The organism is Streptosporangium sp. NPDC050855 (genome assembly GCF_044456585.1).
Classification (GTDB): Bacteria; Actinomycetota; Actinomycetes; order Streptosporangiales; family Streptosporangiaceae; genus Streptosporangium; species Streptosporangium longisporum.
This window is the reverse complement of sequence record NZ_JBITFY010000021.1, coordinates 18938-45848: the sequence shown is the minus strand read 5'-3', so window position 1 is coordinate 45848 and position 26911 is coordinate 18938. Positions and strand designations below refer to the sequence as shown.

The window sequence follows — 26911 nt, the reverse complement described above, 5'->3', positions numbered from 1 at the left end:
ATCAGCGCTTGGCGAGCAGCGACCGCAGCACGTACTGCATGATGCCCCCGTGCCGGTAGTAGTCGGCCTCCCCGGGGGTGTCGATGCGCACGACGGCCTGGAACTCCTTGTCGCCGGCCCTGACCGTCACCGTGGACGGGACACCGCCGGTGTTGAGCGCCTCGACACCGGTGATGTCGAAGGTCTCCTCACCGGTCAGGCCCAGCGAGGCCGCGGTCTCGCCCTCGGGGAACTGCAGCGGCAGCACGCCCATGCCGATCAGGTTGGAGCGGTGGATGCGCTCGTAGGACTCGGCGATGACGGCGCGGACGCCGAGCAGCGCGGTGCCCTTGGCGGCCCAGTCGCGCGAGGAGCCCGAACCGTACTCCTTGCCCGCCAGGACGACGAGCGGGATCCCTGCGGCCTGGTAGTGGGCCGAGGCCTCGTAGATGAAGGCCTGCGGCCCGCCCTCGACCGTGAAGTCGCGGGTGTAGCCGCCCTCCACGCCGTCGAGCAGCAGGTTCTTCAGCCGGATGTTGGCGAAGGTGCCGCGGATCATGACCTCGTGGTTGCCCCGGCGCGAGCCGTAGGAGTTGAAGTCCTTGACCTCGACGCCGTTCTCCCTGAGGTAGTCGGCGGCCGGGGTGCCGACCTTGATGGCGCCCGCCGGGGAGATGTGGTCGGTGGTGACCGAGTCGCCCAGCTTGGCGAGCACCCGGGCGCCGGAGATGTCGGTCACCGGCTCCGGCTCCGGCGGCATGCCGTCGAAGTAGGGGGCCTTGCGGACGTAGGTCGAGGCCGGGTCCCACTCGAAGGTGTTGCCGGTCGGGATCGGCAGCGAGCGCCAGGTCTCGTCGCCCTTGAACACGTCGGCGTAGTCGTTCAGGAACATCTGCTGGTCGATCGAGGAGGCGACGACCTGCGCGATCTCCTCGGGGGCCGGCCAGATGTCGGCCAGGAAGACCGGCTCGCCGTCCGAACCGGTGCCCAGCGGCTCGTTGTTCAGGTCGATGTCCATGGTGCCCGCGAGGGCGTAGGCGACGACCAGCGGCGGCGAGGCCAGGTAGTTCATCTTGACGTCGGGGTTGATCCGGCCCTCGAAGTTGCGGTTGCCCGACAGCACCGCGGTGACCGCGAGGTCGTTCTCCTGGATGGCCGCGGAGATCTCCTCCTGCAGCGGGCCGGAGTTGCCGATGCAGGTGGTGCAGCCGTAGCCGACCAGGTTGAAACCGATCTTGTCCAGGTACGGCTGCAGGCCCGAGCGGTCGAAGTAGCCGGTGACCACCTGCGAGCCCGGGGCCAGGGAGGTCTTGACCCACGGCTTGCGGGTCAGGCCCTTCTCGACCGCGTTCCTGGCCAGCAGCGCGGCGCCCATCATGACGTACGGGTTGGAGGTGTTGGTGCAGCTCGTGATCGCGGCGATGGTCACCACGCCGTGGTCGATCTCGAAGGTGGTGCCGTCGGCCAGCGTGACCGGCACGACCTTGTGCGGGCGGTCGCCGTCGAGGTCGGCCTCGTTGGGCTTGTCGCCGTTGTCCTGGCCGGAGACGGCCGGGGGGTCGGAGGCGGGGAACGACTCGGCGGAGGCCTCGTCCAGCGGGCCCTGCACGCTGGAGACGTAGTCCTTGACGGCCGCGCGCCAGGCGCGCTTGGCCTCGGCGAGCGCGATGCGGTCCTGCGGGCGCTTGGGGCCGGCGATCGAGGGGACGACCGTGGACAGGTCCAGCTCGATGTACTCGGAGAAGACCGGCTCCTCGGCCGAGGGGTCCAGCCACATGCCCTGGGCCTTGGCGTAGGCCTCGACCAGGGCGACCTGCTGGGCGGGACGGCCGGTCAGCGTGAGGTAGTCGATCGTCTGGCCGTCGATCGGGAAGATCGCGCAGGTCGAGCCGAACTCGGGGCTCATGTTGCCGATCGTGGCCCGGTTGGCCAGCGGCACGCTGGAGACGCCCTCGCCGTAGAACTCCACGAACTTGCCGACGACGCCGTGCTGGCGCAGCATCTCGGTGATCGTGAGGACCAGGTCGGTCGCGGTGGCGCCGGCCGGGAGCTTGCCGGTCAGCTTGAAGCCGACCACGCGCGGGATCAGCATGGAGATCGGCTGGCCGAGCATCGCGGCCTCGGCCTCGATGCCGCCGACGCCCCAGCCCAGGACGCCGATGCCGTTCTCCATGGTGGTGTGCGAGTCGGTGCCCACGCAGGTGTCGGGGTAGGCGGTCAGGACCGTCTCGCCGTCCCGCTCGACGTCGCGCGTCATCACCACGCGGGCCAGGTGCTCGATGTTGACCTGGTGCACGATGCCGGTGCCCGGGGGGACGACCTTGAACTCGTCGAAGGCCGTCTGGCCCCAGCGCAGGAACTGGTAGCGCTCGCGGTTGCGCTCGTACTCCCGCTCGACGTTGCGGCGGAAGGAGTCGGCCCCGCCGAAGAAGTCGACGATGACCGAGTGGTCGATGACCATCTCGGCCGGGGCGAGCGGGTTGATCCTGGCCGGGTCGCCGCCGAGGTCGCGGACGGCCTCGCGCATGGTGGCCAGGTCGACGACGCACGGGACGCCGGTGAAGTCCTGCATGATCACGCGGGCCGGCGTGAACTGGATCTCCACGTTCGGCGTGGCGGACGGGTCCCACCCCGCGATCGCCCGGATGTGGTCGGCGGTGATGTTCGCGCCGTCCTCGGTGCGGAGCAGATTCTCCAGAAGGATCTTCAGACTGTACGGGAGACGGCCCGACCCCTCCACGGCGTCCAGCCGGTAGATCTCGTATCCCGCGTCACCGACGCGGAGCGTGTCACGGCTGCCGAAGCTGTTCGCGGACACGGTTCGCCTCCTCATCACCCTGATGTCTGGCGCGCCGGCACATAAGGCGCAACTGAATCCTGCCGCACCGCCCGAGTGCCCATGTCGGTTAGGTACGCCTAACTTCCTGGTCATCGGCCGGTCGCGGCGGATATCTCGATATCAAGATATCTCCTGGATATCTCGACATCAAATTACTCACCAGTATGGTCAGAGCGGGGCGAGACGGAGGTACAGCAGCCCGAGAACGACGACGGAAAGTACCGGACCGAGAAACTTCTGCTCGAAGGCGCGGCCCGTCTTGATCCCGATCTTCCAGGGCAGCAGCCATTTCCGCCGGATCGGCCAGAGCACCGGGCAGCCCCGTTCCGTGCAGCAGTCCCCCGCGACATGGGTCAGGCAGCCGATGGCCACCGCCAGCCCCAGCCAGGCGTACCCCACGTTGTCGCTGCGGAAGACGATGAACAGCCCGCCCGTCATGCCGACGTTGAGCATCGCCGAGGCGAACTTCTTGCCCGGTATGGCGATCCCGACGGCCCGCAGCGCCAGGCCGATGAGCAGGATCACCATGATGTCGCGGCCGAGCGGGTAGGTGTTGGCCAGGTAGTGCGCGCCGAAGCCCGCGGCGACCGCGAACGCCAGCGAGTGGGTGATGTTGCGGTGCCCCCCGGCGAGCCACGACACCGCCTTGCTCAGCGCCCAGGTGACCGGCCCGAACGTCTGCGCGATCGTCGCGCTCGGGTGGTCGAGGTCGGGCAGCATCGCGGCACCGGCGCAGATGATGGTCCCGGCGACCAGCTCGGCCGGGTCGAGCGCGTTGACCATGACACCGGTCTCGATGAACCGGTGGGACTCGGTCAGCAGCGGGAACGCGGCCAGCGGGGGCGCGAGGCCCAGCCAGACGATCGCCCCGGTCAGGGCGTGCGTGTGTCCCATCATCGCCCGGACACCACCATGGAGATCATCCCGAGAGACCGTACGCCGCCGCCTTCCCCGGACGGCGCACCACGGTGTCCCGCATCACCGGCGTGTCGCGCGGGCCCTATGGCCCGGACACGCGGGTGCCGATCGTTCCCGTCCGATTCCCCTGCCGCCCGAGGGCGACGATCGTCCGCTTCGATCTTCCCGTCCCTTCACGAGGTGTGCCTGCCCCTGGCATCTTCCTATGAACGGGGAACGGATGGAACGGACGATTGGTGCCGGGAACCGCGGCCGGAGCGGCGTTCCGGCCGCGACGAGCGGGAACGGTCCACCCGCGAACCGGGCCGTCCGGGGAGATCACCCACCCGGGAGGCCCGTCGGGGCGGAACGGGACGCGGAAGAAGGCGCGACGAGTCCGACCGCGGACGGCTCGACCGGCGGGAAGGCGAGCGGTCTGCGGACGGGCCGGAGGCGGGCCGCGCGGGGCGGGATCGGCGGGAGCCGGGGAAGATCACCGGCGTGTCGCCCGCGGACCGCACCTGGGGAAACGACAGACGGGACCGTTCCGCACCGAAAGCACCCCCCAGCCCTTCCGGCACGGAACGAATCCCGTCTACGTCCTTTGTAACGTGCCGGTCTCAGTACTTGTTCCTGATTCCGGCAAGAATTCCGTGATCTGCCTCACTTCTACGCTGGGCATCGACGATCTCACTCTCGGTGACGATCCACAGGAACGGCACCAGGGGCAGCGCGGCGAGGACGGCGAAGACCCCGAAGGCCCAGGTCAGGCCCGTGATCTCGGCGAGTATCCCGGCCAGCGCCGCACCCAGCGGCAGGGTCCCCCAGCTCAGCAGGCGGCTCGCGGCTCCGTAACGGCCCAGCAGCCGGTCCGGGACGAGCATCTGCCCAAGGGTCCGGGCGTTGACCGTCCACAGCGTCCCGCCCAGGCCGCCGAGGAACGCGGCCACGCCGACCGCCCACGCCCGCGGGAACACGGCCGGAACGATCATCATGACGACGGTGAAGACGATGTCGGTGAACAGCGCCCAGCGGATCCCCAGCAGGCGGTTGACCGCCCCCACCGCCACCGCGCCCAGCAGACCGCCCAGGCCGATCGAACTGATCAGCAGGCCGTAGCCGAACGCGTCGAGCTGGAGCACCCGCGTCGCGTAGGAGGGCAGCAGCGCCAGCCAGGCGCTCCAGCAGGCCGACAGCACGGCGATGGTCAGCGTCATGGCGCGGAGCAGGCGGTGGTTCCACAGGAAGGCCAGGCCCTCGACCATCTCCGCCCGGACCCGCCCCGGCTCCCGCACGGGCACCCGGTCCTCCCGGTTCCCGGCGTCTCCGCCGTTCCGCAGGCCGGTCGCCCGGAAGCGGCCGGTCAGCAGGGCCAGCAGCACCGCCCCGAAGGCGAAGGCCGCGGCCGACGAGCCCAGCGCCAGGGCCGTCCCGACCCCGGCGAGCAGGCCCCCGACGGCCGGGCCGGCGAACTCGTTGGCGACGGTCTCGCTCCCGGCGATCCACGCGTTGACCGGCCGCAGCCGGTCCCGTGACACGGCGGCGGGGATCAGCGCGCCGACCGAGGAGTTGGCCACCACCTCGGCGATCCCGATGGCCAGGCCCGCGAGGTAGAGCAGGGGCAGCGACAGCACGCCCGCGGCGTGGGCCACCACCAGGACGAGCGCGGCGGCGAGCCTGACCAGGTTGGCCCATGCGGCAAGCCTCCTGCGATCTCCCCGGTCGACGAGCACCCCGACGTGGAGCGAGGCCAGCAACCAGGGCAGCGTCAGGGTGAGGCCCACCCCGGCCACCAGGCCGGGCGAGGCGGTCAGGCCGACCGCCAGCAGGGGCAGGGTGATCTTCGCCACGCCGTCGGCGAGGTTGGTGGCCACTGTGAATCCCACGAGCACGAACTCGTTACGCCGCATTCAACACCACCTAAAGGCTTTTGGTGGTTGCATCCTACGCATGCGGAGATCGCCCGTCGACCGTCCCGGGGCGGGATCCCGGCGGGCACCGGCGCGCGGACGGCCGACCGGGGTAACCCGTCGCGGGCGAAGACGCGCGGCCGGGACGGCGACGACGACAGATCGCCCGGCGGCGCCGGTGGTACCGCCACTCCCGCCCACCGTGGGGCCCCTGACCCGTTTCCGCAGGTGAGGCGGACAATGAAGACATGACGATCACCTTCATCACCGGAGCGAACAAGGGTCTCGGCCGCGAGACCGCCCGCCGTCTCACCGAACTCGGTCACATCGTGCTCGTCGGCGCGCGCGACTCCGAGCAGGGCGAGCGGACCGCCGCCGAACTCGGCGCCAGGTTCGTCCCCGTCGACGTGACCGACGACGCGTCCGTCGCCGCCGCGGCCGCGGACGTCGCCGAACACGAGGGCTCGATCGACGTCCTGGTCAACAACGCGGGCATCGCCGGCCCTCGGGCCGATCCCACCACCCTGACCGGCGCCGACGCCCTCGGCGTCCTCGACGTCAACCTCGTCGGCGTGGTCCGCACGACCACCGCCTTCCTGCCGCTGCTGCGCCGGTCACCGGATCCGGTCATCGTCAACGTCAGCAGCGGGCTGGGATCGCTCGCCTTCACCCACGACCCGTCGCGGATCGAGTCCTCGGTGGTCGCGCCGCTCTACGCCGCCTCCAAGGCGGCGCTGACGATGCTGACCACCCAGTACGCCAGGGCGCTGCCGGACGTCCGCGTCAACGCCGCCGACCCCGGCTACACCGCGACCGATCTGAACGGCAACAACGGCACCCAGACCGTCACCGAGGGCACGGACGCGATCGTCGCCCTGGCGACCGAGGGGCCCGGCGCGGGCTCGGGCCGCTTCGTCGACCGGTTCGGGGAGATCGCCTGGTCCTGATCGTCCCTGGCCGTGGCCGGGACGGCCCCCGGCCGGCCCGGTGACATGGTCGTGCCTCCGGATGCCCCCACCCCTACTTTCGCGACATATGGTTGCCATCAGAATGTTCTCGATATATCTTTGAAGCATCGAGAGCGATCGAAGGACGATCGCGATATGGAGGTCGGACATGACATCCGCAGCGTCGGGCGGCCCGTGGGCGGGCATCGGCCCGGATGAGATCAGGCGTGAGATGAAGCGCGCGGCCAAGGAGGCGTGGCGGCAGGCGGCCGCCGGCTGGCAGCGGGGCGGGGGGCGGCACGACGCGCACCACCACTCCCACGAGCACCGTTCGCACGGGCACGCCGAGGGCGGGCCGCACGAGCACCGCCACCGCGGCCACCGCGGCCCCTTCCCCGGCGGACCCTTCCCCGGCGGCGGGTTCCCCTGGGAGTTCGCCCGGGGCGGCTGGGGGCGCAGGGGCCCGTTCGGCGGGGGCGGGCCGCCGTTCGGCCGCGGGCGCAAGGCGAAGCGCGGCGACGTCCGCGCGGCGATCCTCGCCCTGCTGACCGAGACCTCCTGCAACGGCTACCAGATCATCCAGGAGATCGAGCGGCGCAGCGAGGGGGGCTGGAAGCCCAGTCCGGGCGCGGTCTACCCCGCACTGCAGCAGCTCACCGACGAGGGCCTGGTCCTGTCGGAGGAGAACGAGGGGCGCAAGACGTTCAGTCTCACCGAGGCCGGGCGCGCCTACGTGGCCGAGCACCCCGAGGAGGTGCGCGCCCCGTGGGAGGAGATGACCCCCGACGTGGACGACAGCACCTGGGAGCTGATGGACATCACCCGCCAGTCGGGGTTCGCGATGCTCCAGATCCTGCAGACCGGCAGCGAGGCCCAGATCCGGGAGGCGAAGCAGGCGCTGGTCGAGACGCGCCGCAAGCTCTACCAGATCCTGGCCGACGGCGACACCGGCGAGGAGTGAGCAGACCATGACGCCCCGAGAGGGACTTCGCATCGGAGACGCCGAGCGCGACGCGGCGATGGAGTTCCTGCGCGAGAACTACGCCCAGGGCCGCCTGACCCACGAGGAGCTCGACGAGCGGCTGGAGCTGGCGCTGTCCGCGCGCACGGGCGGTGACCTGGCCAGGGTGAGCGCCGACCTGCCCGGCCGGGACGGCGAGGGCGTCGCAGACGTCCCGGGGGCACCGGATCCCACGGGGCCGTGGGGGCACGCGGATCCGTGGGAGCGCGCCATGAGGTCGTGGGCGCACGCCGGTGGGCCGTGGGGGCACGGCCGGCGCCCGGGCGGTCACGGCGCCCGGCCGTGGGCGGACGGGCCGGGACGGTCCTGGGCACACCACCACCCCGACGCGTGGATGCGCCACCGCGCCGCCCGTGAGTACCGGCGCCGGGAGCGCCGGGGCGGGCCCGGGTTCCCCGTGCCGCTGATCCTGCTGCTGGTGGCCGGGGTGGCCTTCACCGGTCTCGGGGTGCTGAAGGTCCTCCTGGCGATCGCCCTGGTGCTGACCGTGGCGGGTGCCCTCCGCCGGGGGCGGGCGCGCACCGGCGGCCACTCCCGGATCGGCCCTCCGGGCACGGCCTGAGCGACTCCGGGTCCCCGGTTCCCCGGCCTTCGGGCCGGGGGCGCGTCACCAGAGCGTCTCGGGCTCCGCGTCCGTACCGTCACCGGGTCCCGGTCCACCGGAGAGGAACTCCCGGATCCTCTGCATCTCCCCCGCGATGCCGTCCAGCGTCCAGTGCGCGTTCAGGCCGCTCGGGTTGGGCAGCACCCAGACCGCGACGCCCCCGATCCGGGACCGCTGCGGGCCGATCGCCGCCTTGGGCGCGGCGAACGCCTGCCGGTAGGCCGTCACCCCGGCCACCGCCAGCACCTTGGGCCGGACCTCGGCGACGAGCCTCGCCAGCCTCTTGCCGCCCTCGCGGAACTCCTCGGCCGACAGCTCCGCCGCCTGCGCCGTGGGGCGCTGCACCACGTTGGTGATGCCCAGCCCGTAGGAGGGGAGCAGGTCCTGCTCGGACGGGGACAGCAGCCGGGGCGTGAACCCGGAGCGGTACAGCGCGGGCCAGAAGCGGTTGCCCGGACGGGCGAAGTGGTGGCCGGTGGCCGCGGAGTACAGGCCGGGGTTGATGCCGCAGAACAGCACGTCCAGGTCGGGGCCCAGCACGTCCTCGATCGTCCGGTCCGTGGAGGCCTCCAGCTCGGCCCGGCTCGGCCGCCGGACCGGCGACCCCGTGCCCCCGCCGGGCGGGCGCCGATCGGGCGGGCCCTCGCGAGGCGGGTTCTCGCGAGGCGGGTTCTCGCGAGGCGGGTTCTCGTGGAGCGAGCCGGGGCCCCTGCGTGAGGAGCCGGGGTTCTCGGGAGAGGGGGCGGGGGTCTGGTGAGGCGGCACGGGCCGAAGCTACCCCTTCCCGCCGGGCTTATCCTCACGTCCCGCCGTCTCTCCGGGCATGAGCACCGCGGAAAAGAACGGGCGTGCCGCGGAGAGGACGCGCCTCACTCGGCAATTCACGACTATTCACTATTATGTCGGCATTAAAGCTTATGAACGGTCATTGGTGGTCATTCCCGGTCGTTCGATTTCCACCGGGTGAGGACGACCCGCCGGTCACGGTGAATACTCCGTACCCCGCGAACGGGATGTCTCCGCGGGCGGTGGGCGATCCGCCGCGTCCGGCTTCCGGGGCCGCATCCCGAACAGGAAGCGGGTCGGCCGGGTCCGCCGCACCAGCAGGTCGTAGGCCAGGATCGTCAGGGCGAGCGAGCAGGCCACGATGACGACGTACTTGACCGCGATCGGTGCCTGCCAGCGCACCACCTGGTAGGCGACCGCGACCACGATGGGCTGGTGCAGCACGTACAGCGGCAGGACGGCCTCGGCCAGGTAACCGCGCAGGCCGCCTCCGCTCCCGCTCCCGCTCCCGCTCCGGGGCCGGGTGGCCGGGCGGACGCCGGAGCCTGCCCGAGGAAGGGCGCCGGAGGGACCCGCGCGAGAGGGGACGCCGGAGGGACCCGCCTCGGGCCGGGTGCCGGAACCGGCGGAACCCCGGTCGAGGACGCCGACGATCGTCAGCATCCAGCACCATCCGGCGGCGCCGTACAGCGCCCGGCCGAGGACGGCGAGCGGCGCCGAGGCCGTGAAGGCGTCGTCGCCCGCGGACAGCAGCACCGGCACCCCGGCCGCGAACAGCGCCAGCCCGCACGCGGCGACCAAGCGCAGGTCGCGGCGCACCGCCCCGCGGAAGCGCTCGTCGGCCGCGAACGCGAACCCGTAGCAGAAGAAGGCCAGGTACGCCCACCGGCTCCACCCGGCGTACTCCTCCTCCAGGCCGAGGACCATGCTGATCAGGACCAGCGGCAGGGCGGGCAGCAGCACCGCGCCGCGCACACGGGTGAGCCCGGCGACCCGCTCGCCGAGGCCCGATGACGGCAGCCACCGCACCGCGAGCGAGAGCAGCAGCGAGAACGTCAGCAGCAGGACGAGGAACCACAGGTGCCCCGTCTCGAAGTACTCGCCCTGCAGGACGAAGGGGAACTGGGCGAGGTCGAGCTCGACCCGGAAGAACCGGGGCAGGAACTCCAGGTACGACTCCCGGTTGGCGGGGTCGGCACGCAGTCGCAGCCACTGCGGCACCGGGACGACGGCCACCGTGGCGAACACCAGCGGCACGGCGATCCTGCGCAGGCGCTCCACGGCGTAGCCGGCCGGGCCGCGGCGGCCCAGCGAGTGGCGCGCGGCCAGGCCGGCGAGGTAGAAGAGCAGCGGCATCGCCCACAGCACGCCCAGGACGCTGACGACCATGGTGAGGCCGGTGGTCTCGGCGTTCTTGACGTAGAAGTCGTCGCGGGCGTCGAACACCAGCGCCGAGTGGAAGAGCACCAGCCCGGCCACCACCACGACGCGCAGGAGGTCCACCTCCGTCCGCCGCCCGGTCACGGCGCCGGTGCCGGTCACGGGCCCGGTCGCAGGCCCGGTCGCAGGCCCGGTCGCGGGTTCACCCCCGGTCGCGGGTCCTGTCGCAGCCGAAGGGCCGGTCGCGGACCCGGTCGCGGATCCGGGCCCGGCCGGGGAGGCCGGGGGCGTCGGGGGCGTCGGGGGCGTCGGGGGAAGGGTCATGCCCGGCCCTCCGGCGGGAGGGAGCGCCTGCGGGCCGTGTGGACCACCGTGACCACGGCCAGCACGGCGGCGGGGCCGAGCATGTCCTTGGGCCAGAACTCCAGCGGGCACGCCTCCACCACGCTCGCCACGCCCCAGGCCACGACGTTGACCGCCAGGATCGCGCCCCAGACGAGCCACAGGATCCTCAGCCACCGGGTCACGTCCCGGCGGACCGGTGGCGGGCTCTGCCGTCGTTCGGCGGGCAGGTCGGCGAGCAGCACGGTCAGCTCGCCGCGGGTGGTGGCGGACAGCGCCCGGCCCACCCGGTCGTCGAACTCCGGCATGTCGAGACAGCCCTCCTCGACGGCCAGCCGCAGCCGCCGGGTGGCGGCCTCGCGATCGTCGTCCGACGCCCGCACGTCGCCGTGCTCGGCCATCTCTACCTCCTGTGGGGGCTACGAAGCCGTCTCTCCGGCCTCGCGGGCCAGGAAACGGTCGATCTCGGCTCTCTCCGCGGCCGGGAGGTCGCGTTCCGCGCACCGCCGCTCCGCCACCGCCCTCAGGTGGGGGCGGGCCGCCGCCGGGTCGACGCCGTCGAGGAAGGCGGCGAGCAGGTCGGCCCGCCCGGCCCGCAGGGACGGTTCCGTGACGGTGGCGGTGGCCAGGATGAGCCAGGTGCACGCGGCGTCCACCGCGGGCGCGCCCCTGGCGGCGTTGGCCCAGTCGACGACCTTCGGGCCGTCGGCGGTGACGAGCACGTTGCCGGGATGCAGGTCCAGGTGGAGCAGCCGGTTGCCGGGGCGGCCGACGGCGGCCTGCAGCCAGCCGGGCGACCGCACGGCGGACAGCGCCCGCAGCAGGCCGGCCAGGAGCGCGCCGTGCTCGGCGGCCCGCCCGGGGGTGCGGGCCGCCTCCTGGAGCAGGCTCGGCCCGTCCACGTGCTCCATGAGGATGTCGGGCCCGTCGGCGTCGAAGATCTCCGGGGCGGGGAAGCCGTGCCGCCGCACGTGCCGCATCACCGCGGCCTCGCGTTCGAGGCTGCGGCCGTCACGCGAGCGGCGGACGACCCGGCCGGGCCCCGCCTCGAAGATCTCACAGTCGTAGCCGGCGACGATCAACGATCCAACCTGCATGCCTGTCAGGTTAGGCGGTAAAGCCGGTACGTCGATACGCCGAGGCGGTGACCGTTTTTTACGGTAACTACCTGTCAGCGAGAGAGGCGGTACTTATCGCTAACGTGAAGCGAACATGGATTCATTCTTACTCACCTGCTTATTCCATTAATTATGGGGAGGTGACACGTTGCTGGTAGCAACCGACCTCGTCAAGCGTTATGGCGACATCCAGGCACTCGACGGATTCACTCTGAGCGTGGCGGCCGGAGAGATCGTCGGGCTCCTCGGACACAACGGCGCGGGCAAGACGACCTTCGTCGAGATCGTGTCGAACCTGGTCCGCCCGGACGGCGGCAGGGTGACGATCGACGGCAGACCGCCCTCCGCCGTACGCGGCCAGGTCGGCGTGGCTCCCCAGCACATCGCCCTGTACCCGTCGGCGACCGTCCGCGAGCACCTGGAGCTGTACGGCAGGCTCTCGGGGCTGCGCGGGGCCGCGCTGCGCTCGGCGATCGAGGACCTGTCAGTCGTGCTGCGGCTCACCGAGATCATGGACAGGCGGGCCGGCAAGCTCTCGGGCGGCCAGCAGCGCCGTGCCCAGGCCGCGACCGCGCTCGTGCACCGGCCGGGCCTGCTGCTCCTCGACGAGCCCACCGCGGGCGCGGACCTGGAGACCCGGCAGGCGATGCTCGACGTCGTCAAGCAGCGCGCCGGCGAGGGTGCCGCCGTCGTCTACACCACCCACTACCTGCCCGAGCTCACCGAGCTGCAGGCCACGATCGCGGTGGCGCGCGACGGCCGGGTCATCGCCCGGGGCGCCTACGAGGAGCTGGCCAGGGACCTGCCGGGCGAGGTGCGGGTGACGCTGGAGGGCGAGGAGGAGCTCACGATCTCCACCTCGGACCCGGCGGCGACGCTCATCGACCTCCTGCACCGCACCAAGCGCCCGATCAGCTCGGTGGACGTGCGCAACCCGTCCCTGGACGACCTCTACCGATCCCTGGCGGTCCACGATGCTCCTTGACGCCCCGCGGCCCGGCGTCGACCTGCTCGGCTCCGCGCACCGGATCGCCGCCCTGGCCCGGCACAACCTGACCCTGCGGCTGCGCGACCCCGGCCAGATGATCAGTTACGTGGCCATGCCGATGGTGCTCATGCTGGTCCTGCGGCCCCTGTACGTCAGGGCGCTCGACACCGGCGCCACCCAGGTGGCCACGGGCCTGATGGTCATGTTCTCCGTCTTCGCGATCTCCCTGGCGGGCAACGCGATCCTGTCCGAACGCACCTGGCGCACCTGGGACCGGCTGCGGGTGAGCCGCGCCCCCGCGGCCGAGCTGCTCATCGGCAAGACCCTGCCGCTGTTCGTGGTGATGGTCACCCAGCAGTCGATCCTGCTCGTGTACGGCTGCCTGGCGATCGGGCTGCCCGTCCCGCCCAATCCGCTCGTCGTGTTCATGTCGATCGTGATCTGGGCCTTCGCGCTGCTGGCGATCGGGGCGGCGCTCGCCACGATCGTGCGCAGCCACGGCGAGCTCAGCGTCATCTCCGACGTGGGCGCGCTCACGCTCAGCTCGCTGGGCGGGGCACTGGTGCCGCTGAGCCTCATGCCCGCGTGGGCGCAGGCGGTCGCGCCCGCGTCCCCCGGCTACTGGGCCCTGACCATGATGCAGTCCGCGGTCGCCGGGAACGTGGCGGGCACGCTGCGTCCCGCGGCCGTGCTGCTGGCGATCGGTGTCCTGGCCGGCGCGTTCGCCGCCCGCAGGCTCGCGCGCGGCTGGGGCCGCGGCGGGCTGATGTGAGCACCTGACATGAGCACCGCAAGCCAACTCCAGTGAATTGAGGCAGGTTGATGGAACACGGACATCCACCGGGCGGCACCGACATCGCGATCGTCGGCATGGCCGGCCGGTTCCCCGGCGCGACCGACATCGGGACGTTCTGGCGCAACATCAGCACCGGTGTCGAGTCGTTCACGCGCTTCTCCGACGAGGACCTGATCGCCGCGGGCGTCGACCCGGCCACGTTCCAGCAGCCGAACTACGTCCGGTCGCGGCCGATCCTGGAGGACATCCGCGGGTTCGACGCGGGGTTCTTCGGCTACAACCCGCGCGAGGCCACCCTCGCCGACCCGCAGCAGCGCATCTTCCTGGAGTGCGTGTGGGAGGCCCTGGAGTGCGCCGGCTACGCGGCGCCCCAGGGCCGGGGCAGCGTCGGGGTGTTCGCCGGGATGAACATCAGCGGTTACCTGCTGACCCGGCTGATGGCCTTCCAGATGGGCGTCGACACCTCCGCCCTGATGATCGGCAACGACAAGGACTCGCTGGCCACGAACGTCTCCTTCCGGCTCGACCTGAACGGGCCCAGCCTGTCGGTGCAGACGTTCTGCTCCACCTCGCTGGTCGCGGTGCACCTGGCGAGCGAGAGCCTGCGCCGGGGCGAGTGCGACATGGCCCTGGCCGGGGGCGTGTCGGTGCGCATCCCGGACCGGATCGGCTACCTGTGGGAGGAGGGCGGCCAGGAGTCGCCCGACGGGCACGTGCGCACCTTCGACGCCGAGGGCCGGGGCAGCATGTTCGGCGACGGTGCCGCCGTGGTGACGCTCAAGCGCCTGACGGACGCGGTCGCCGACCGCGACACCGTGTTCGCGGTCATCCGCGGCTCGGCGATCAACAACGACGGCGCGATGAAGTTCAGCTACCTGGCGCCCAGCATCGACGGCCAGCGCCGCTGCGTGTCGGCGGCCCTCGCCCGCGCGGGCGTCGACCCGGCCGACGTCTCCTACGTCGAGGCGCACGGCACCGCCACCGAGGTCGGCGACCCGATGGAGGTGGCCGCGCTGACCCGCGCCTTCGGGGCGACCGGGCGCGGGCAGTACTGCGTGCTCGGCTCGATCAAGCCGAACGTCGGACACCTCGACAGGGCCTCCGGCGTGACCGGGCTGATCAAGGTGGTGCAGTCGCTGCACAACGAGCTGATCCCGGGCACGCTGCACTACACCTCCCCCAACCCGGAGATCGACTTCGAGGCGAGCCCGTTCCGCGTCTCGGCCGAGCCGACGCCGTGGCCGCGTACCGGCGACCGGCCCCGCATCGCGGGCATCAGCTCCCTGGGCATGGGCGGCACGAACGCGCACGCGATCGTCACCGAGGCGCCGCTGCCCGCCGAGCGCCCGGCCCGCTCGCGCCGCTGGCAGATCCTGCCCGTGTCGGCGCGCTCGGCGGCGGCGGCCGAGCGCTCCTGCGCGCGGCTCGCCGAGCACCTGAACGGCCCCGCCGGCTCCCCCGGCTCCCCCGTGGGCCCGAGCGACCTCGGGGACGTCGCCTACACGCTGCAGGCCGGGCGCAAGGTGTTCAACCACCGCAAGGTCGTCGTCGCCGACTCCACGGGCCGGGCCGCCGCCCTGCTCGCCGACCCCGCGGGGCCGCTGGGCCGCAACGACGCCACCGTGGGACGCCAGGTCGGCTTCCTGCTCGCCGGGGTCGGCGAGCAGTACCCGGGCATGGTGGCCGGGCTCTACGCCGAGGACCCGGGCTTCCGGGCGGACGTCGACGAGTGCCTGGCCGTCCTCGGGCTCACCGAGCCCGGCCAGCTCTCCGACGTGTTCACGCCCGTCGAGCGCGCCGCCGGCAGCGGCGCGAACGGTACGAACGGGGCGAACGGCGCCGGTGGCGCGGACGACCTGGCCAGGTTGCTGGGCCGGGCAGGCGCCGGGCAGGCGCCGCGCTCCACGACCGACGCCCACCTGGTGCAGCCTGCGGTCTTCGTCGCCGAGTACGCGCTGGCGCGCCGGCTCATGCGGTGGGGCCTGCGCCCCGAGGTCATGATCGGCTACAGCCTGGGCGAGTACGTCGCGGCCTGCCTGGCGGGCGTGCTGTCGCTGCCCGACGCGCTGCGGCTGGTGGCCTACCGGGCCAAGCTCATCACCTCCCAGCCCGAGGGCGCCATGCTCGCCGTCTCGGCCAACGAGCGGCGGCTGACCGCGGTGCTCGGCGAGGAGGGCGTCCGTGACCTGGACGTGGCCGTCCGGACGGGCTCCCAGGTGGTGCTCGCCGGACCGGAGGCCGCCGTCGAGGCGGCGGCGGCCCGGCTGCTGGAGGCCAGGATCGGCCACCGGCGGCTGGAGACCACGCACGCCTTCCACTCGCGGATGCTCGCGCCGGTCGCCGGCGAGCTGACCGCGTGGATCACCGACAACATCACCCTGAACCCGCCGTCCCTGCCGTACCTGAGCAACGTGACGGGCGCGCCCGCCACCGCCGAGCTCGTCACCGATCCCGGGTACTGGGCGCGGCACATGTGCGAGACCGTCGAGTTCGGCGCCGGGCTCGACCACGTGCTCGGCGTCCCCGAGCTGGCCCTCGCCGAGATCGGCCCCGGCCAGTCGCTGGGCGCGCTGACCCGCGGCCACCCGGCCTGCGAGCGCGGGCGCTGGCCGCTCATCGTGACGACGCTGCCCGCCGCCGGCGACCCGCTGGACGCGGGTGCCGCGCTGGCGACGGCCGTGGCCAAGCTCTGGCTGACCGGCGTGCCGGTGGACTGGGACGCGCTGCACGACGACGGCGACGGCTGGCGGCCCGGCCGCGTCCCGCTGCCGTCCTACCCGTTCGAGCACCAGGAGTACTGGCTGGAGATCGACGAGTCCGCGCTGGGCGGCGGCGGCACTCCCGCGTTCGACGAGAGCGATCCCAAGAGCATCGCCAAGGCCTACCCCCGGCTGCCCGACACCCGCTGGATCCACGCGCCGACCTGGCGCGAGACCACCCCGCGCCCGCCGATGCCGCAGGAGGCGGACCGCTGGCTGGTCTACACCGACGCCGGGCTCGCCGACGAGCTGGCCGCGCCGCTGCTGGCGCACCTGGAGGCCACCGGCCGCCAGGCGGTGCTGGTACGGCCGGGCGAGGAGTTCTCCAGCGGCCCCGACGGCCTGCGGGTACGGCCAGGCTCGCCCGAGGACGCGGGCGCGGTGCTGCGCGAGCTGACCGGCCGCGACTGGGTGCCCGAGCGGATCGTGCACCTGTGGAACGCCGGCGGCGACGGGAGCATGGACGAGTGCCTGCGGCGCGGCCTGCACACGCTGGTCGCGTTCGCCCGCGCCTGCGGCGACCTGGGACTGCACGGCTGGACCCTCGACATCGTCGCCGGTGGCGCCCACCGCGTGCACCCGGGCGACCGCGTGCACGCCGCCGCGGGCACGCTGCTCGGCCCCACCCGGCTCATCCCCGTCGAGTATCCCAGGACGCGCACCCGGCTGATCGACCTCGGCCCGCGGGCCGAGACCGGGACCGAGGCAGGGACCGGGGCGCGGGCGCTGCTCGCCGAGCTGCGCGCCGAGCCCGCCGACCAGGTCGTGGCCCTGCGCGCCGGCCGGCGCTGGATCCCCGACTACGAGACGCTCGACGCCGGCGTCATCGAGCAGGCCCCGCCGGCGGCGCAGGTCCGCCAGGGCGGCGTCTACCTGGTGACCGGCGGGCTCGGCGGCATCGGGCTGGCCATGGCCGAGCGGCTGGCCGAGCGGTACCGGGCACGGCTGGTGCTGCTGGGCCGCACGCCGGTGCCGCCCCGCGAGGAGTGGGCGTCGATCCTGGCCGGCGGGAACGCCGCGGGCGAGGTCCTGCGGCGGCTGGAGGGACTGCGCCGCCTGGAGGCGGCCGGCTCCGGCGTGGTCACCGTCGCCGGGGACGTCTCCCGCGTCGAGGACGTACGGCGGGCCGTGGACGCCGCGATCGAGAACTTCGGCGAGCTCGACGGCGTGCTGCACTGCGCGGGCGTGCCCGCGGTGGGCCTGATGCAGTTCAAGACCGTCGCCGACATGGACCGCGTGCTCGCGCCGAAGGTGGCCGGCACGCTGGCACTGGCCGAGGTGCTGCGCGAGGTGCCGGTCGACTTCCTGGCCCTGTTCTCGTCCACGACGTCGGCGACGGGCGGCGGCGCGGGCCAGGTGGACTACTGCGCGGCCAACGCGTTCCTGGACTCGTTCGCGCTCAGCGACCCGCTGCCCGGCGTGACCGTCACCTCGATCGACTGGTGCGAGTGGACGTGGAACGGCTGGACCGACGGGCTCGACAACTACGACGAGGGCTCCCGGCAGTACTTCGAGTGGTACCGGGAGAACTTCGGCCTCACCTTCGACCAGGGCTGGGAGACGCTGCTGCGGGTGCTGGCCAGCGGTGAGCCGCACGTGGTGGCCTCCACCCAGGACTTCGCGCCGATGGTGGCGATGAGCCGGCGCTCGTCCATCGAGAGCCACCAGGCGGTGGTGAAGAAGATCCGCGACGCCTTCGGCCGGCACCCCAGGCCCGACCTGTCGACCGCCTACGTCGAGCCGCAGTCCCCCACCGAGGAGACCATCGCCGGGGTGTGGACCGAGGCGCTCGGCCTGGAGCAGGTCGGCGTGCACGACAACTTCTTCGAGCTCGGCGGCAACTCGCTGCTCGGCATGGAGATCATCGCCGAGGTCAGGAAGGCGCTGGAGCTCTCCTACCTGCCACCGCACATCCTCTACCAGGCCCCGACGATCGCCTCCCTGGCCGAGGCCGCCACGGCCGACCAGGAGTCCGGCGGGCAGCCCGCCGAGGCCCGCGAGCAGCAGCGGTCCAGGATCGCGCAGCGGCGCAACATGCTCAGGAGCGGAAGGACGTCATGACCGGAACCGACTACGAGTCCGCGGTCGCGCTGATCGGCATGTCCGGGCGCTTCCCGGGCGCCGGCGGCGTCGCCGAACTGTGGGACAACCTGCTGGCGGGCGTCAAGGGCCTGCGCACGATCACCGAGGACGAGCTGCGCGAGGCCGGGGTGGACCCCGGCACGCTGGCCGACCCGCGCTACGTCCGCGTCGGCGGCCCGCTGGAGGACATCGACCGGTTCGACGCCGGCGTGTTCGGCATCAACCCGCGCGAGGCCGAGATGATGGACCCTCAGCACCGGTTGTTCCTGGAGTGCTCGTGGGAGGCGCTGGAGAGCGCCGGCTACTGCCCCACGGACGTGCCCGGCCAGGTCGCCGTGTTCGGCGGCTGCGGTTTCCCCGACTACATCGTGCAGAACATCCAGCACCTCACCTCCCAGCCGGGAGGCGCCATGCTGATGGCCATCGGCAACGAGCGCGACTCCCTGGCCTCGCTGGTCTCCTACAAGCTCGGGCTGCGCGGGCCGTCGGTGTCGGTGCAGACGTTCTGCTCGACCTCGCTGGTCTCGGTCCACCTGGCCTGCCAGAGCCTGCTCACCTACGAGTGCGACGTGGCCGTGGCCGGTGGCGCCTTCACCCCGCTCCCCCAGCGGTCGGGCTACCTGTACGAGCAGGGCGGCATCATGGCGCCCGACGGCCGGGTGCGCAGCTTCGACGCCGAGGCGGGCGGCACGGTGATGGGCAGCGGGGCCGGCGTGGTGGCGCTCAAGCGCATGTCCGACGCGATCGCCGACGGGGACGTCATCCACGCGGTCATCCTGGGGTCGGCGTCCAACAACGACGGCCGCCTGCGGGCCGGCTACACGGCGCCCGGTGTGGACGGCCAGGCCGAGGTGATCGAGTCGGCGCTGGGCGTGGCCGGGGTCAAGCCCGAGACCGTCGGCTACGTCGAGTGCCACGCGACCGGCACCATGCTGGGCGACTCGATCGAGCTGGCGGCCATGAGCCGGGTGTTCACCCAGGCCACCGAGACGCCGTGCGTCCTGGGGTCGGTCAAGCCGAGCCTGGGCCACCTCGACCGCGCCTCCGGCGTCACCGGGCTGATGCGCGCCGCGCTCGTCCTCAAGCACGAGCTGCTGCCGGGCACGCCCGGCTACGAGACGCCCAACCCGGCGCTGGCGACGGCGCGCGACCGGTTCACCGTGCTGAACGAGCACCGGCCGTGGGCCGCGGGCCCGCACCCCCGGCGGGCCGGGGTGAGTTCCTTCGGGCTCGGCGGCACCAACGCGCACGTGGTGATGGAGCAGGCGCCCGTCCGGCCGGCGCGGCCCGCCCGGCCGGGCCCGCACCTGCTGGTGTTCTCGGCGGCCGACGAGCAGGCGCTGTCCGACCTGGCCGAGCGGCTCCGCCGGCACCTGGGCGAGGAGCGCTCCGCCGACCTGGCGGACGTGGCGTTCACCCTGCAGATGTCGCGGGGCGCCTTCGCGCTGCGCCGCGCGGTCGTCTGCGCCGACCGTGACGACGCGGTGGCCGCGCTGGCCGACCCGTCGCGCTGGATCGACGGCAGGACCCAGCGGCGCAACCCCCGGCTGCGGCTGGCCGTACCCTCTGACGCCGCGATCGCGGGCGGGACGGAGACCGGCGGGACGGACGCCGATGCGGTGCCGGAGTCCTGGTGGGCGGAGCTGCACGCGGCCGTCCACACGGTGCTGCGCCCCGGCGCGGCGCCGGCCGGGACGGTGTCCGCGAGGACGTCCGGGACGGTGGGCCGTGCCGAGGCGCTGGCCGCGCTGGCCGACGGCCTGACCGGGCTCGGCGTCCACCTGGTGGGCGACGGTGAGGACGCGCAGGCCGAGGAGGTGCCGGTCGCGCCCGAGGAGGGCGCCGACGCCGCCACGTGGCTGCTGTCCACGCTGGCGCGGCTCTGGCTGGCGGGCAGCGTCCTGGACTGGGCGAAGCTGCACGGCGGCGCCGGGCTCCGCGTCGAGCTGCCGACCTACCCGTTCCAGCGGCGCAGGTTCTGGGTCGATCCCCCGGCCGGCAGCGCGCGTCCGCAGGCCGTCGAGGGCAAGAACTTCGACCGGTCGCAGTGGACGCACCTGCCGTCCTGGAGGCAGCGCCCGGTGCCCGTCGCCGGCCTGGACGAGCGGCTGCGCGAGGCCGGCCCCTGGCTGGTGTTCACCGCCGACGAGCGCGGCGAGGCGCTCATCCGGCGGCTGGAGCGGGCCGGCGCGGAGGTGACCGCGGTACGCGACGGCGACCGGTTCGCCCAGCACGACGACGGCTCCTTCACGATCCGCTCGGGCAGGCCGGGCGACATGTCCGAGCTGTTCTACTCGCTGGTGGTGAGCCCGCGCGCGATCGTGCACGGTTTCAGCCTCGCGTCCGCCGAGGCCGAACCCGGCGGCGACCCGGCGGCGCACTTCTCCGCGGAACAGAACCGCGGCTTCCACTCGGCGCTGGAGCTGGCCCGCGAGCTGGTCGACAACACCGGCTCGGCACCCAGGGCCGAGCTGGTCCTGCTCACCTCCCTCGCGGTGAACGTCGCCGGGGCCGAGCTGCGCCACCCCGAGCACGCCACGCTGGCGGCGCTCGCGCCCAGCCTCCAGCAGGAGAACCCGCGGCTGCGCTGCCGCCACGTCGACCTCGACGCCGTCGGCGCCGTCGGCGCCAGGACCGCCGGTTCCGGTGACCTGGAGGCGCTGGCGGAGGCGGCGCTGGCCGCGTCGGTCTGCGCGCACGAGGGCCCGATGGCCGTCCGCGCGGGCGAGACCTGGCTGCGCCACTACGAGCCCTACCCGATCGCCGACCTCGAACCGGAGGAGCGGCCGTTCCGCGACGGCGACACCGTCCTCATCACCGGCGGGCTCGGTGACGTCGGCCTGGTCCTGGCGCGCCACCTGGCCGGCGCCTACGGCTGCCGCCTGGTGCTGACCGGCCGCTCGGCATTGCCGCCCCGGCAGGAGTGGGACGCCTACCTGGCGGCCGTACCGCCCGGTGGCGAGCGGACCGCCCGCCACATCCGCAACGTCCGCGACCTGGAGGAGCGCGGCGCCACCGTGCTCGCCCTGTCGGCCGACGTGGCCGACGAGGAGCGGATGGGCGCCGTGGTGGCGGAGGCGGTCGCCCGCTTCGGCGGCATCGACGTGGTGGTGCACGGGGCGGGCGTGCAGGACGGCGCCTACTTCAACTTCGCGCACCTGATGGACCGGCAGCAGTGCGACGCCCACCTGGCCGCCAAGGTGGGCGGCTTCCACGTCCTGCAGAAGGTCCTGGGTGACCACTGCCCGGACCGGCGCATCACGCTGTCGTCCGTCGCGGCAGTGCTCGGCGGCATGACGCTGGGGCCGTACGCGGCCGCCAACGCCGCCCTGGACGCCTACGTCCGCGTCGCCCGCACCCGGGGCGCCGGGCGGTGGGTCACGGTGGACTGGGACACCTGGAACATCGACCCGGACCGGGTCGCGGGCCACAGCGGCGCCGTCGTCGACTTCGCGATGACCCCGGCCGAGGGCGTGGACGTGTTCGAGCGGGCGCTGTCGGCCGCCGACCGCGCCGGTCACCTCGTCATCTCGACGGGCTCGCTGGACGCCCGGATCGCGCAGTGGGTCACCGGCGACATCCACGAGGCCGGCGACGATGACGACGACCGGGAGCGGCACCCCCGTCCCGAGCTGAACAACGCCTACGTGGAGCCGTCCGAGGGCACCGAGGCGACCCTGGCCGCGATCTGGTCCCGGGTGCTCGGCATCGAGCCGATCGGGGCCCTGGACAACTTCTTCGAGCTCGGCGGCCACTCGCTGCTCGCCATCGAGCTCACCACCCGGATCCGGAGGTCGCTGAACGCGTCGGTGCCGGTGACCGGCCTGCTGGAGTGCCCGACGGTCCGCCAGCTCGCCGAGCTGCTCGACGTCCGCGACGACGAGGAGGGGTGAGGGGCCGATGAAGCAACCCGCGTACCTGCGGTCCGTGCAGGGGTTCGTCCGCCGCGAGCTGGCGGGCAAGGACGCCTACCTGGACTCGCTCGCGGACGCGCCGCTCCCCCTGTACGAGCGTTTCGCCACCACCGGCCTGGCCAACTGGTGGCTGCCCAAGGAGATCGGCGGCCTCGGCCTCGGGCTGGAGGAGAGCGTGCGCATCGCCGCCGAGCTCGCCTACGCCGACGCCGGGGTGGCGTTCACCCTGTTCGTCCCGGTGCTGACCACGAGCATGGTGACGTGGTACGGCAGCGAGGAGCTGAAGGAGCGCCACCTGGGCGACCTCGTGACCGGCAACGGCTTCTGCGCCACGCTGGGCAGCGAGCACGAGGCCGGCAGCGAGCTGGCCAGGATCACGACCACCGCGCGCGCCGAGGGCGGCACGATCGTCCTCGACGGGCGCAAGGCGTTCTCCACCAACACCGACTTCGCCCGGTTCCTCGTGGTGGTGGCGCGCGCCCAGGACGACCCGTCCGGGTACCTGGCCGTGCTGGTGCCGCGCGACACGCCGGGCGTCACCGTGGACAAGCGGTGGGACGTGATCGGGCTGCGCTCGTCGGCGACCTACCAGGTGTCGCTGTCGGGCGTGCGCGTCCCCGCGGGCAACGTGCTGCGCGGCAACGGGCTCCGCCTGCTGGAGGTGGGGCTGAACGCCAGCCGCATCCTGATCGCCGCCACGGCGCTCGGCATCGCCCGCCGCGTGCGGGACGTGTGCATGGAGTACGGCGCGTCCAAGATCGTGAAGGGTGTCCCGCTGACCGGCAACGCGGTGTTCGCCGGCCGGCTCGGCCAGTTCGAGATGGAGATCGAGGTCATGGCCGGCCAGTGCCTGGCCGCGGCGCGCGCCTACGACGCGATCGCGGCCCGGCCGGACGCGGGCGAGGAGTTCCTGCGCGTCGGCACGCTCAAGCAGGCGCTGACGGCCAAGATGTTCTGCGGCCAGACGGGGTGGCGGATCGCCTCGGCGGCCTCGGAGATGTTCGGCGGGCTCGGGTACACGCACGAGTCCGTCATCGGCAAGCTGCTGCGCGACATGCGCTACGTCTCGATCGTGGAGGGCGGTGACGACGTGCTGCGCGAGCTGGTGTTCAGCCGGTACGTGGTGCCGGTCTCGAAGCGGTCGTGACGGGAGCGTGACGAGGCGGCCGCCCCGGTGATCGTGACCGGGGCGGCCGCCTTCGTGAGCCGGGGCCGTGACGGGGCGGGCCGTGACCGCGGTGTCAGCGTCGCGGAGATCCGCGAGGTTTCTGAGAACGGATCGGGTGGTCCGGCCTTCCCCCGGCGCCTGCCGTTGACCTTCCTCCCGGAAAAGTCGTTTCCGGGAACGTAAGGTGCGCACGCTTCGAGTGTGCTTCCGGCGCGCTGAGATCTTTTGGGTGGCAGGTAATGATGGGCGTGCTTCGCACATAGGGAGGATGTCCGCATTTCGCACTGACAAAGGAAACCACTCATGGGAACCGCCCGTGGATAACGCACGGCCGGCCAGGTTCGAGGCCGTCTACCGGGAGACGTACGGTCAGATCAGGGCTTATGCCGCGCGTCGCTGCGACTCGCCGCAGGATGCCGCGGACGTGGTCGCGGAGACCTTCACCGTCGCCTGGCGGCGGATGGACGAGCTGCCACCGGGGGAAGAGGCCACGCTGTGGCTGTACGGCGTGGCACGCAACGTGCTGGCCAACCATCACCGTAGCGAGGCCCGCCGCCAGGCCCGCAGCGTCGAACTCGACGCCGGGATGGCCGACCTCTACGCGGATTCCCCCGACCGCGGAGGCGAACTGAAAGCGATCGCCCAGATCTTCCGGGCCCTGCCCGATGACGACCGTGAACTGCTGTCGCTGGTCGCCTGGGAGTGCCTGGACCGCCGGGAGATCGCCACGGCGATGGGCCTGTCGCGCAACGCCGTACGCGTCAGGCTCCACCGCGCCCGCAGGCGCTTCTCCCGCGCGCTCACCGAGGCGGGCATCCGTTCGACGCCGAAAAGCCGGCCGGTACCGGCGGAGAGGTCGCTGTGAAGAACACCGACGAGATCGACGCGATGACGAGGGCACTGGCCCGGGTCCGGCCCGGACAGCCGGTAGGCGACCCGTCCGACCCGGAGGCACGGACACTTCTGGCCTTGATCACGGCCGAGGAGCCCGCCACGGCCGTCGGCGAGCCGTACCGTGCCCGCCACCACCGCGCCCGCCACCACGGTCCCCGGCGCCTCGTCCTGGGTCTGGCGGCCGCGGCCGTGCTCGCCACGGGCATCGTGGTCGGCCCGAGCCTGCTGGAGAACGGCCGTGGCGTGGCCACCTCCTACGCCAGCTCGGAGATCGAGATCCGGCGCGAGGGCGACGAGTACGTCGCCCTCATCAAGGACCCCTACGCCGACCACCAGAAGTACCGCGAGGCGTTCAAGGCGCTCGGCCTGGACGTCGAGGTGCGCATCGTCCCCGTGGCGCCGCGCAAGGTGGGCCAGGAAGTGACGGGGTTGCAGGGCGGCGTGCGCGAATCCGGGGAGCGGACCTCCCCCTCCGGCATGGAGGGCCGCGACGGGAAACCGTGCACGGCGCAGCAGAAGGGCTGCTACCTGGTGCTACGCATCCCGGCCGACCTCACAGGAAAGGCCTACCTCAGGCTGGGGCGCCAGGCCGGCCCCGGAGAGGTCTACGACGAGGACGGGGAGATGACCGCCACCACCGAGGGTGGCTCGCTCGCCGGGTACCGGGTGGACGAGAAGACCGTGGGCGAGGTCGTGCCGGAGATCGAGAAGCGCGGCCTGAAGGTCACCTATCTGATCATGACCGTCGGTCCCGGGAACCCGGGCGGCTTCGGCATCGACCCGAACAGGCAGAGCGCCCCCGTCGGCAAGGACTGGATCGTCTGGGAGGCGGAAGAAGCCGCCTCGGACACGGTCCGGCTGCTCGTCACCGACAAGCGCTACGACAGGAACCGCGTCTACGGCGGCCCGCGTGACGACGTCATCACCGACTGACCACGGAACCGCCGTGCGGCTCGGTGATGATCCGCCCGCCGAGGCGCGGCCGGATCCCGGTCACCCCAGGGGGGTGACCAGGGCGGCGGTGTAGCCGGGGGCGACGTCCAGCCAGCGGACCCGGCACTCGGGTGAACGCGCGGAGCGCGACAGCACGGTGGCGTGCGTCGCGCTCCTCTCGCGTACCAGGACGTCGCTCATGCCGGCCAGGCCCGCGCCGGAGACCTTGACGTAGGCCTCCTTGGCGGTCCACAGCCGGAAGAACCCCTCCGGACCGGCGGACGGCAGCCGGGCGACCTCCTCCGGCTGGTAGAAGCGCCGGGCCATCTCCAGGTGGTCGAAGCCGTCGCGGACCCGCTCGACGTCCACGCCCACGCGGGCGCCCGGTGGCGCGACCGCCACCAGCGCCCACGCGTCGGAGTGCGACAGGTTGAAGTCGGGCACGGGCCGCCCGCCCGGGGACAGCAGGCACGGGCGGCCCGAGTCGTCGCGGCCGAAGCCGAGCCGCCCGGCGGGCACGCCGCACACCCCGGCCAGCACCGTGCGCAGGGCGGCGTGCGCCACCACGTACCGGCGTCGTTCCGCCGGGTCGGCGAAGGCCAGCGCCCGCTCGCGCTCGGCGACGGACAGCAGGCGCCACCCGCGGGGGGCGCCCGCCCGGTCGAGCCGCACCCGCCACACCCGCACACCGTGCGCGTCCGCCGGATGCGGCCCCAGGGGCGTCACCCGTCCCCCGTACGGGGTCCGCCGACTCCTCACACCCACGGCGCGAGCGCCCGGGCGACGAGCCGGTGCGTCCGCTCCGCCTGCTCGAACACCGCGAAGTGCCCGCCGTCGAACGGGTGCAGCGCGAACACGGTCGCGGTCTGGTCGCGCCAGCGCGCCACCTTCGCCGGCGCGACCCGCGGGTCCGAGGCGCTCGGGAGCGCGGAGATCGGCACGTCCAGCGGTGCCTCCTGCAGGTAGCGGTAGGTCTCCTTGACGGTGAAGTCGGCCTGCACGGCGGGCAGGATCATCTGCAGCGCCTCCGGGTCGGCCAGCAGCCACTCGGGGGTGCCGCCGAGCCGCCGCAGCAGCGCGGCCACCTCCGCCCGCGTCATCCCCGACACCGGCGGTCCGGGTTCGTGGGTGACGTGCGGGGCGTCGGCGCCGGAGACGAACAGGTGCACCGGCTCCGGCCCTCCGCGCCGCCGGATCTCCCGGACCAGCTCGAACGCCACCAGCGCGCCCAGGCTGTGCCCGTACAGGGCGTAGCGGCGGCCGGCCGCGGACAGCTCGACGTCGGCGAGCACCACGTCGGCCAGGTCCGGGATCAGCTCGGACATGTGCAGGTAGGGCGGTTCCGCGTGCCGGCCCTCCCTGCCGGGCGGCTGCACCGGCTGGACGGCGACGCCCGGCAGCTTGCGCTGCCACATGCGGAACGCCGAGGCCGCGCCGCCGGCGTGCGGCAGGCAGTACAGCGGCAGCGCCCCCGGCTCGGCGCCGGTCAGGGTCCGGAACGGCAGCCAGCGAACGAGGACGTCGTCGCCGATCAGGTCGTGGACGGTCATGGTC

At 73.0% G+C, this 26911-nt stretch carries 19 protein-coding genes; 10 read left to right on the top strand and 9 right to left on the bottom strand.

From position 1 onward, the window contains the following. Position 1: 1 nt before the first annotated feature. From acnA to ACIBCT_RS32790, 3 genes are all read right to left on the bottom strand, one after another. Positions 2-2812 carry an aconitate hydratase AcnA gene (acnA, locus tag ACIBCT_RS32800; protein ID WP_399195283.1) on the bottom strand — a complete coding sequence of 937 codons (2811 nt, stop codon included), beginning with the start codon at positions 2810-2812 and terminating at the stop codon, positions 2-4. A gap of 174 nt (positions 2813-2986) precedes the next feature. After that, the gene (locus ACIBCT_RS32795; RefSeq protein ID WP_399195281.1) at positions 2987-3715 is read right to left on the bottom strand and encodes a metal-dependent hydrolase; all 729 of its coding nucleotides are present in this window, start codon (positions 3713-3715) and stop codon (positions 2987-2989) included. Between the two features lie 620 nt (positions 3716-4335). After that, on the bottom strand, positions 4336-5625 hold the full coding sequence (locus ACIBCT_RS32790; RefSeq protein ID WP_399195279.1) for an MFS transporter: 1290 nt from the start codon (positions 5623-5625) through the stop codon (positions 4336-4338). A gap of 248 nt (positions 5626-5873) precedes the next feature. Here ACIBCT_RS32790 and ACIBCT_RS32785 point away from each other — a divergent pair, with 248 nt between their 5' ends. The 3 genes from ACIBCT_RS32785 (at position 5874) to ACIBCT_RS32775 (ending at position 8155) form a co-directional block, all read left to right on the top strand. Further along, positions 5874-6572 (top strand): SDR family NAD(P)-dependent oxidoreductase, encoded by a 699-nt coding sequence (locus ACIBCT_RS32785; RefSeq protein ID WP_399195277.1) that lies wholly within the window; start codon positions 5874-5876, stop codon positions 6570-6572. A 169-nt stretch (positions 6573-6741) separates the two neighbouring features. After that, positions 6742-7533 carry a PadR family transcriptional regulator gene (locus tag ACIBCT_RS32780; RefSeq protein WP_399195275.1) on the top strand — a complete coding sequence of 264 codons (792 nt, stop codon included), beginning with the start codon at positions 6742-6744 and terminating at the stop codon, positions 7531-7533. 7 nt (positions 7534-7540) lie between these two features. Beyond that, positions 7541-8155, top strand: a complete 615-nt coding sequence (locus tag ACIBCT_RS32775; RefSeq protein ID WP_399195273.1) for a DUF1707 domain-containing protein — start codon at positions 7541-7543, stop codon at positions 8153-8155. A 45-nt stretch (positions 8156-8200) separates the two neighbouring features. Here ACIBCT_RS32775 and mug read toward each other — a convergent pair whose 3' ends face one another. From mug to ACIBCT_RS32755, 4 genes are all read right to left on the bottom strand, one after another. Beyond that, entirely contained in the window at positions 8201-8770 is a 570-nt protein-coding gene (gene mug / locus ACIBCT_RS32770) for a G/U mismatch-specific DNA glycosylase (protein ID WP_399195468.1), read from the bottom strand. 408 nt (positions 8771-9178) lie between these two features. After that, the gene (locus ACIBCT_RS32765) at positions 9179-10525 is read right to left on the bottom strand and encodes an acyltransferase (protein ID WP_399195271.1); all 1347 of its coding nucleotides are present in this window, start codon (positions 10523-10525) and stop codon (positions 9179-9181) included. A gap of 158 nt (positions 10526-10683) precedes the next feature. Beyond that, complete coding sequence (locus tag ACIBCT_RS32760) at positions 10684-11106, bottom strand: DUF1707 domain-containing protein (RefSeq protein ID WP_344901053.1); 423 nt, start codon at positions 11104-11106, stop codon at positions 10684-10686. Positions 11107-11124: 18 nt separating this feature from the next. Next, positions 11125-11802, bottom strand: coding sequence for a phosphotransferase (locus ACIBCT_RS32755; protein ID WP_399195269.1), 678 nt, complete (start codon positions 11800-11802; stop codon positions 11125-11127). 169 nt (positions 11803-11971) lie between these two features. On the opposite strand from ACIBCT_RS32755, the gene ACIBCT_RS32750 reads away from it, so the two are divergent. The 7 genes from ACIBCT_RS32750 (at position 11972) to ACIBCT_RS32720 (ending at position 25357) form a co-directional block, all read left to right on the top strand. Then, positions 11972-12808: an ABC transporter ATP-binding protein gene (locus ACIBCT_RS32750; protein ID WP_399195267.1), complete on the top strand. Its 837-nt coding sequence runs from the start codon at positions 11972-11974 to the stop codon at positions 12806-12808. Beyond that, positions 12798-13583: an ABC transporter permease gene (locus tag ACIBCT_RS32745; RefSeq protein ID WP_399195265.1), complete on the top strand. Its 786-nt coding sequence runs from the start codon at positions 12798-12800 to the stop codon at positions 13581-13583. The genes ACIBCT_RS32750 and ACIBCT_RS32745 overlap by 11 nt, the downstream gene beginning before the upstream one ends. 50 nt (positions 13584-13633) lie before the next feature. Beyond that, on the top strand, positions 13634-18427 hold the full coding sequence (locus ACIBCT_RS32740) for an SDR family NAD(P)-dependent oxidoreductase (RefSeq protein WP_399195263.1): 4794 nt from the start codon (positions 13634-13636) through the stop codon (positions 18425-18427). Beyond that, positions 18424-22341, top strand: a complete 3918-nt coding sequence (locus ACIBCT_RS32735) for an SDR family NAD(P)-dependent oxidoreductase (protein WP_399195261.1) — start codon at positions 18424-18426, stop codon at positions 22339-22341. Before ACIBCT_RS32740 ends, ACIBCT_RS32735 begins: the two co-directional genes overlap by 4 nt. Positions 22342-22348: 7 nt before the next feature. Further along, entirely contained in the window at positions 22349-23509 is a 1161-nt protein-coding gene (locus ACIBCT_RS32730; RefSeq protein ID WP_399195259.1) for an acyl-CoA dehydrogenase family protein, read from the top strand. A gap of 337 nt (positions 23510-23846) precedes the next feature. After that, positions 23847-24395: an RNA polymerase sigma factor gene (locus tag ACIBCT_RS32725; RefSeq protein ID WP_399195257.1), complete on the top strand. Its 549-nt coding sequence runs from the start codon at positions 23847-23849 to the stop codon at positions 24393-24395. Continuing rightward, complete coding sequence (locus ACIBCT_RS32720) at positions 24392-25357, top strand: hypothetical protein (protein WP_399195255.1); 966 nt, start codon at positions 24392-24394, stop codon at positions 25355-25357. The genes ACIBCT_RS32725 and ACIBCT_RS32720 overlap by 4 nt, the downstream gene beginning before the upstream one ends. A gap of 60 nt (positions 25358-25417) precedes the next feature. On the opposite strand, the gene ACIBCT_RS32715 is transcribed toward ACIBCT_RS32720, so the two are convergent. Both ACIBCT_RS32715 and ACIBCT_RS32710 read right to left on the bottom strand, forming a co-directional pair. Beyond that, positions 25418-26083: a 4'-phosphopantetheinyl transferase family protein gene (locus ACIBCT_RS32715; protein WP_399195253.1), complete on the bottom strand. Its 666-nt coding sequence runs from the start codon at positions 26081-26083 to the stop codon at positions 25418-25420. 29 nt (positions 26084-26112) lie between these two features. Beyond that, the gene (locus ACIBCT_RS32710) at positions 26113-26907 is read right to left on the bottom strand and encodes a thioesterase II family protein (RefSeq protein WP_399195251.1); all 795 of its coding nucleotides are present in this window, start codon (positions 26905-26907) and stop codon (positions 26113-26115) included. Between the last annotated feature and the right edge of the window lie 4 nt (positions 26908-26911).

Coding starts and splice junctions, on each gene's coding strand:
- ACIBCT_RS32710 (WP_399195251.1), bottom strand. CDS start 26,907: ATGACCGTCCACGACCTGATCGGCGACGACGTCCTCGTTCGCTGGCTG.
- ACIBCT_RS32735 (WP_399195261.1), top strand. CDS start 18,424: ATGACCGGAACCGACTACGAGTCCGCGGTCGCGCTGATCGGCATGTCC.
- ACIBCT_RS32780 (WP_399195275.1), top strand. CDS start 6,742: ATGACATCCGCAGCGTCGGGCGGCCCGTGGGCGGGCATCGGCCCGGAT.
- ACIBCT_RS32795 (WP_399195281.1), bottom strand. CDS start 3,715: ATGATGGGACACACGCACGCCCTGACCGGGGCGATCGTCTGGCTGGGC.
- ACIBCT_RS32740 (WP_399195263.1), top strand. CDS start 13,634: ATGGAACACGGACATCCACCGGGCGGCACCGACATCGCGATCGTCGGC.
- ACIBCT_RS32775 (WP_399195273.1), top strand. CDS start 7,541: ATGACGCCCCGAGAGGGACTTCGCATCGGAGACGCCGAGCGCGACGCG.
- ACIBCT_RS32755 (WP_399195269.1), bottom strand. CDS start 11,802: ATGCAGGTTGGATCGTTGATCGTCGCCGGCTACGACTGTGAGATCTTC.
- ACIBCT_RS32785 (WP_399195277.1), top strand. CDS start 5,874: ATGACGATCACCTTCATCACCGGAGCGAACAAGGGTCTCGGCCGCGAG.
- ACIBCT_RS32760 (WP_344901053.1), bottom strand. CDS start 11,106: ATGGCCGAGCACGGCGACGTGCGGGCGTCGGACGACGATCGCGAGGCC.
- ACIBCT_RS32745 (WP_399195265.1), top strand. CDS start 12,798: ATGCTCCTTGACGCCCCGCGGCCCGGCGTCGACCTGCTCGGCTCCGCG.
- ACIBCT_RS32790 (WP_399195279.1), bottom strand. CDS start 5,625: ATGCGGCGTAACGAGTTCGTGCTCGTGGGATTCACAGTGGCCACCAAC.
- ACIBCT_RS32730 (WP_399195259.1), top strand. CDS start 22,349: ATGAAGCAACCCGCGTACCTGCGGTCCGTGCAGGGGTTCGTCCGCCGC.
- acnA (WP_399195283.1), bottom strand. CDS start 2,812: ATGAGGAGGCGAACCGTGTCCGCGAACAGCTTCGGCAGCCGTGACACG.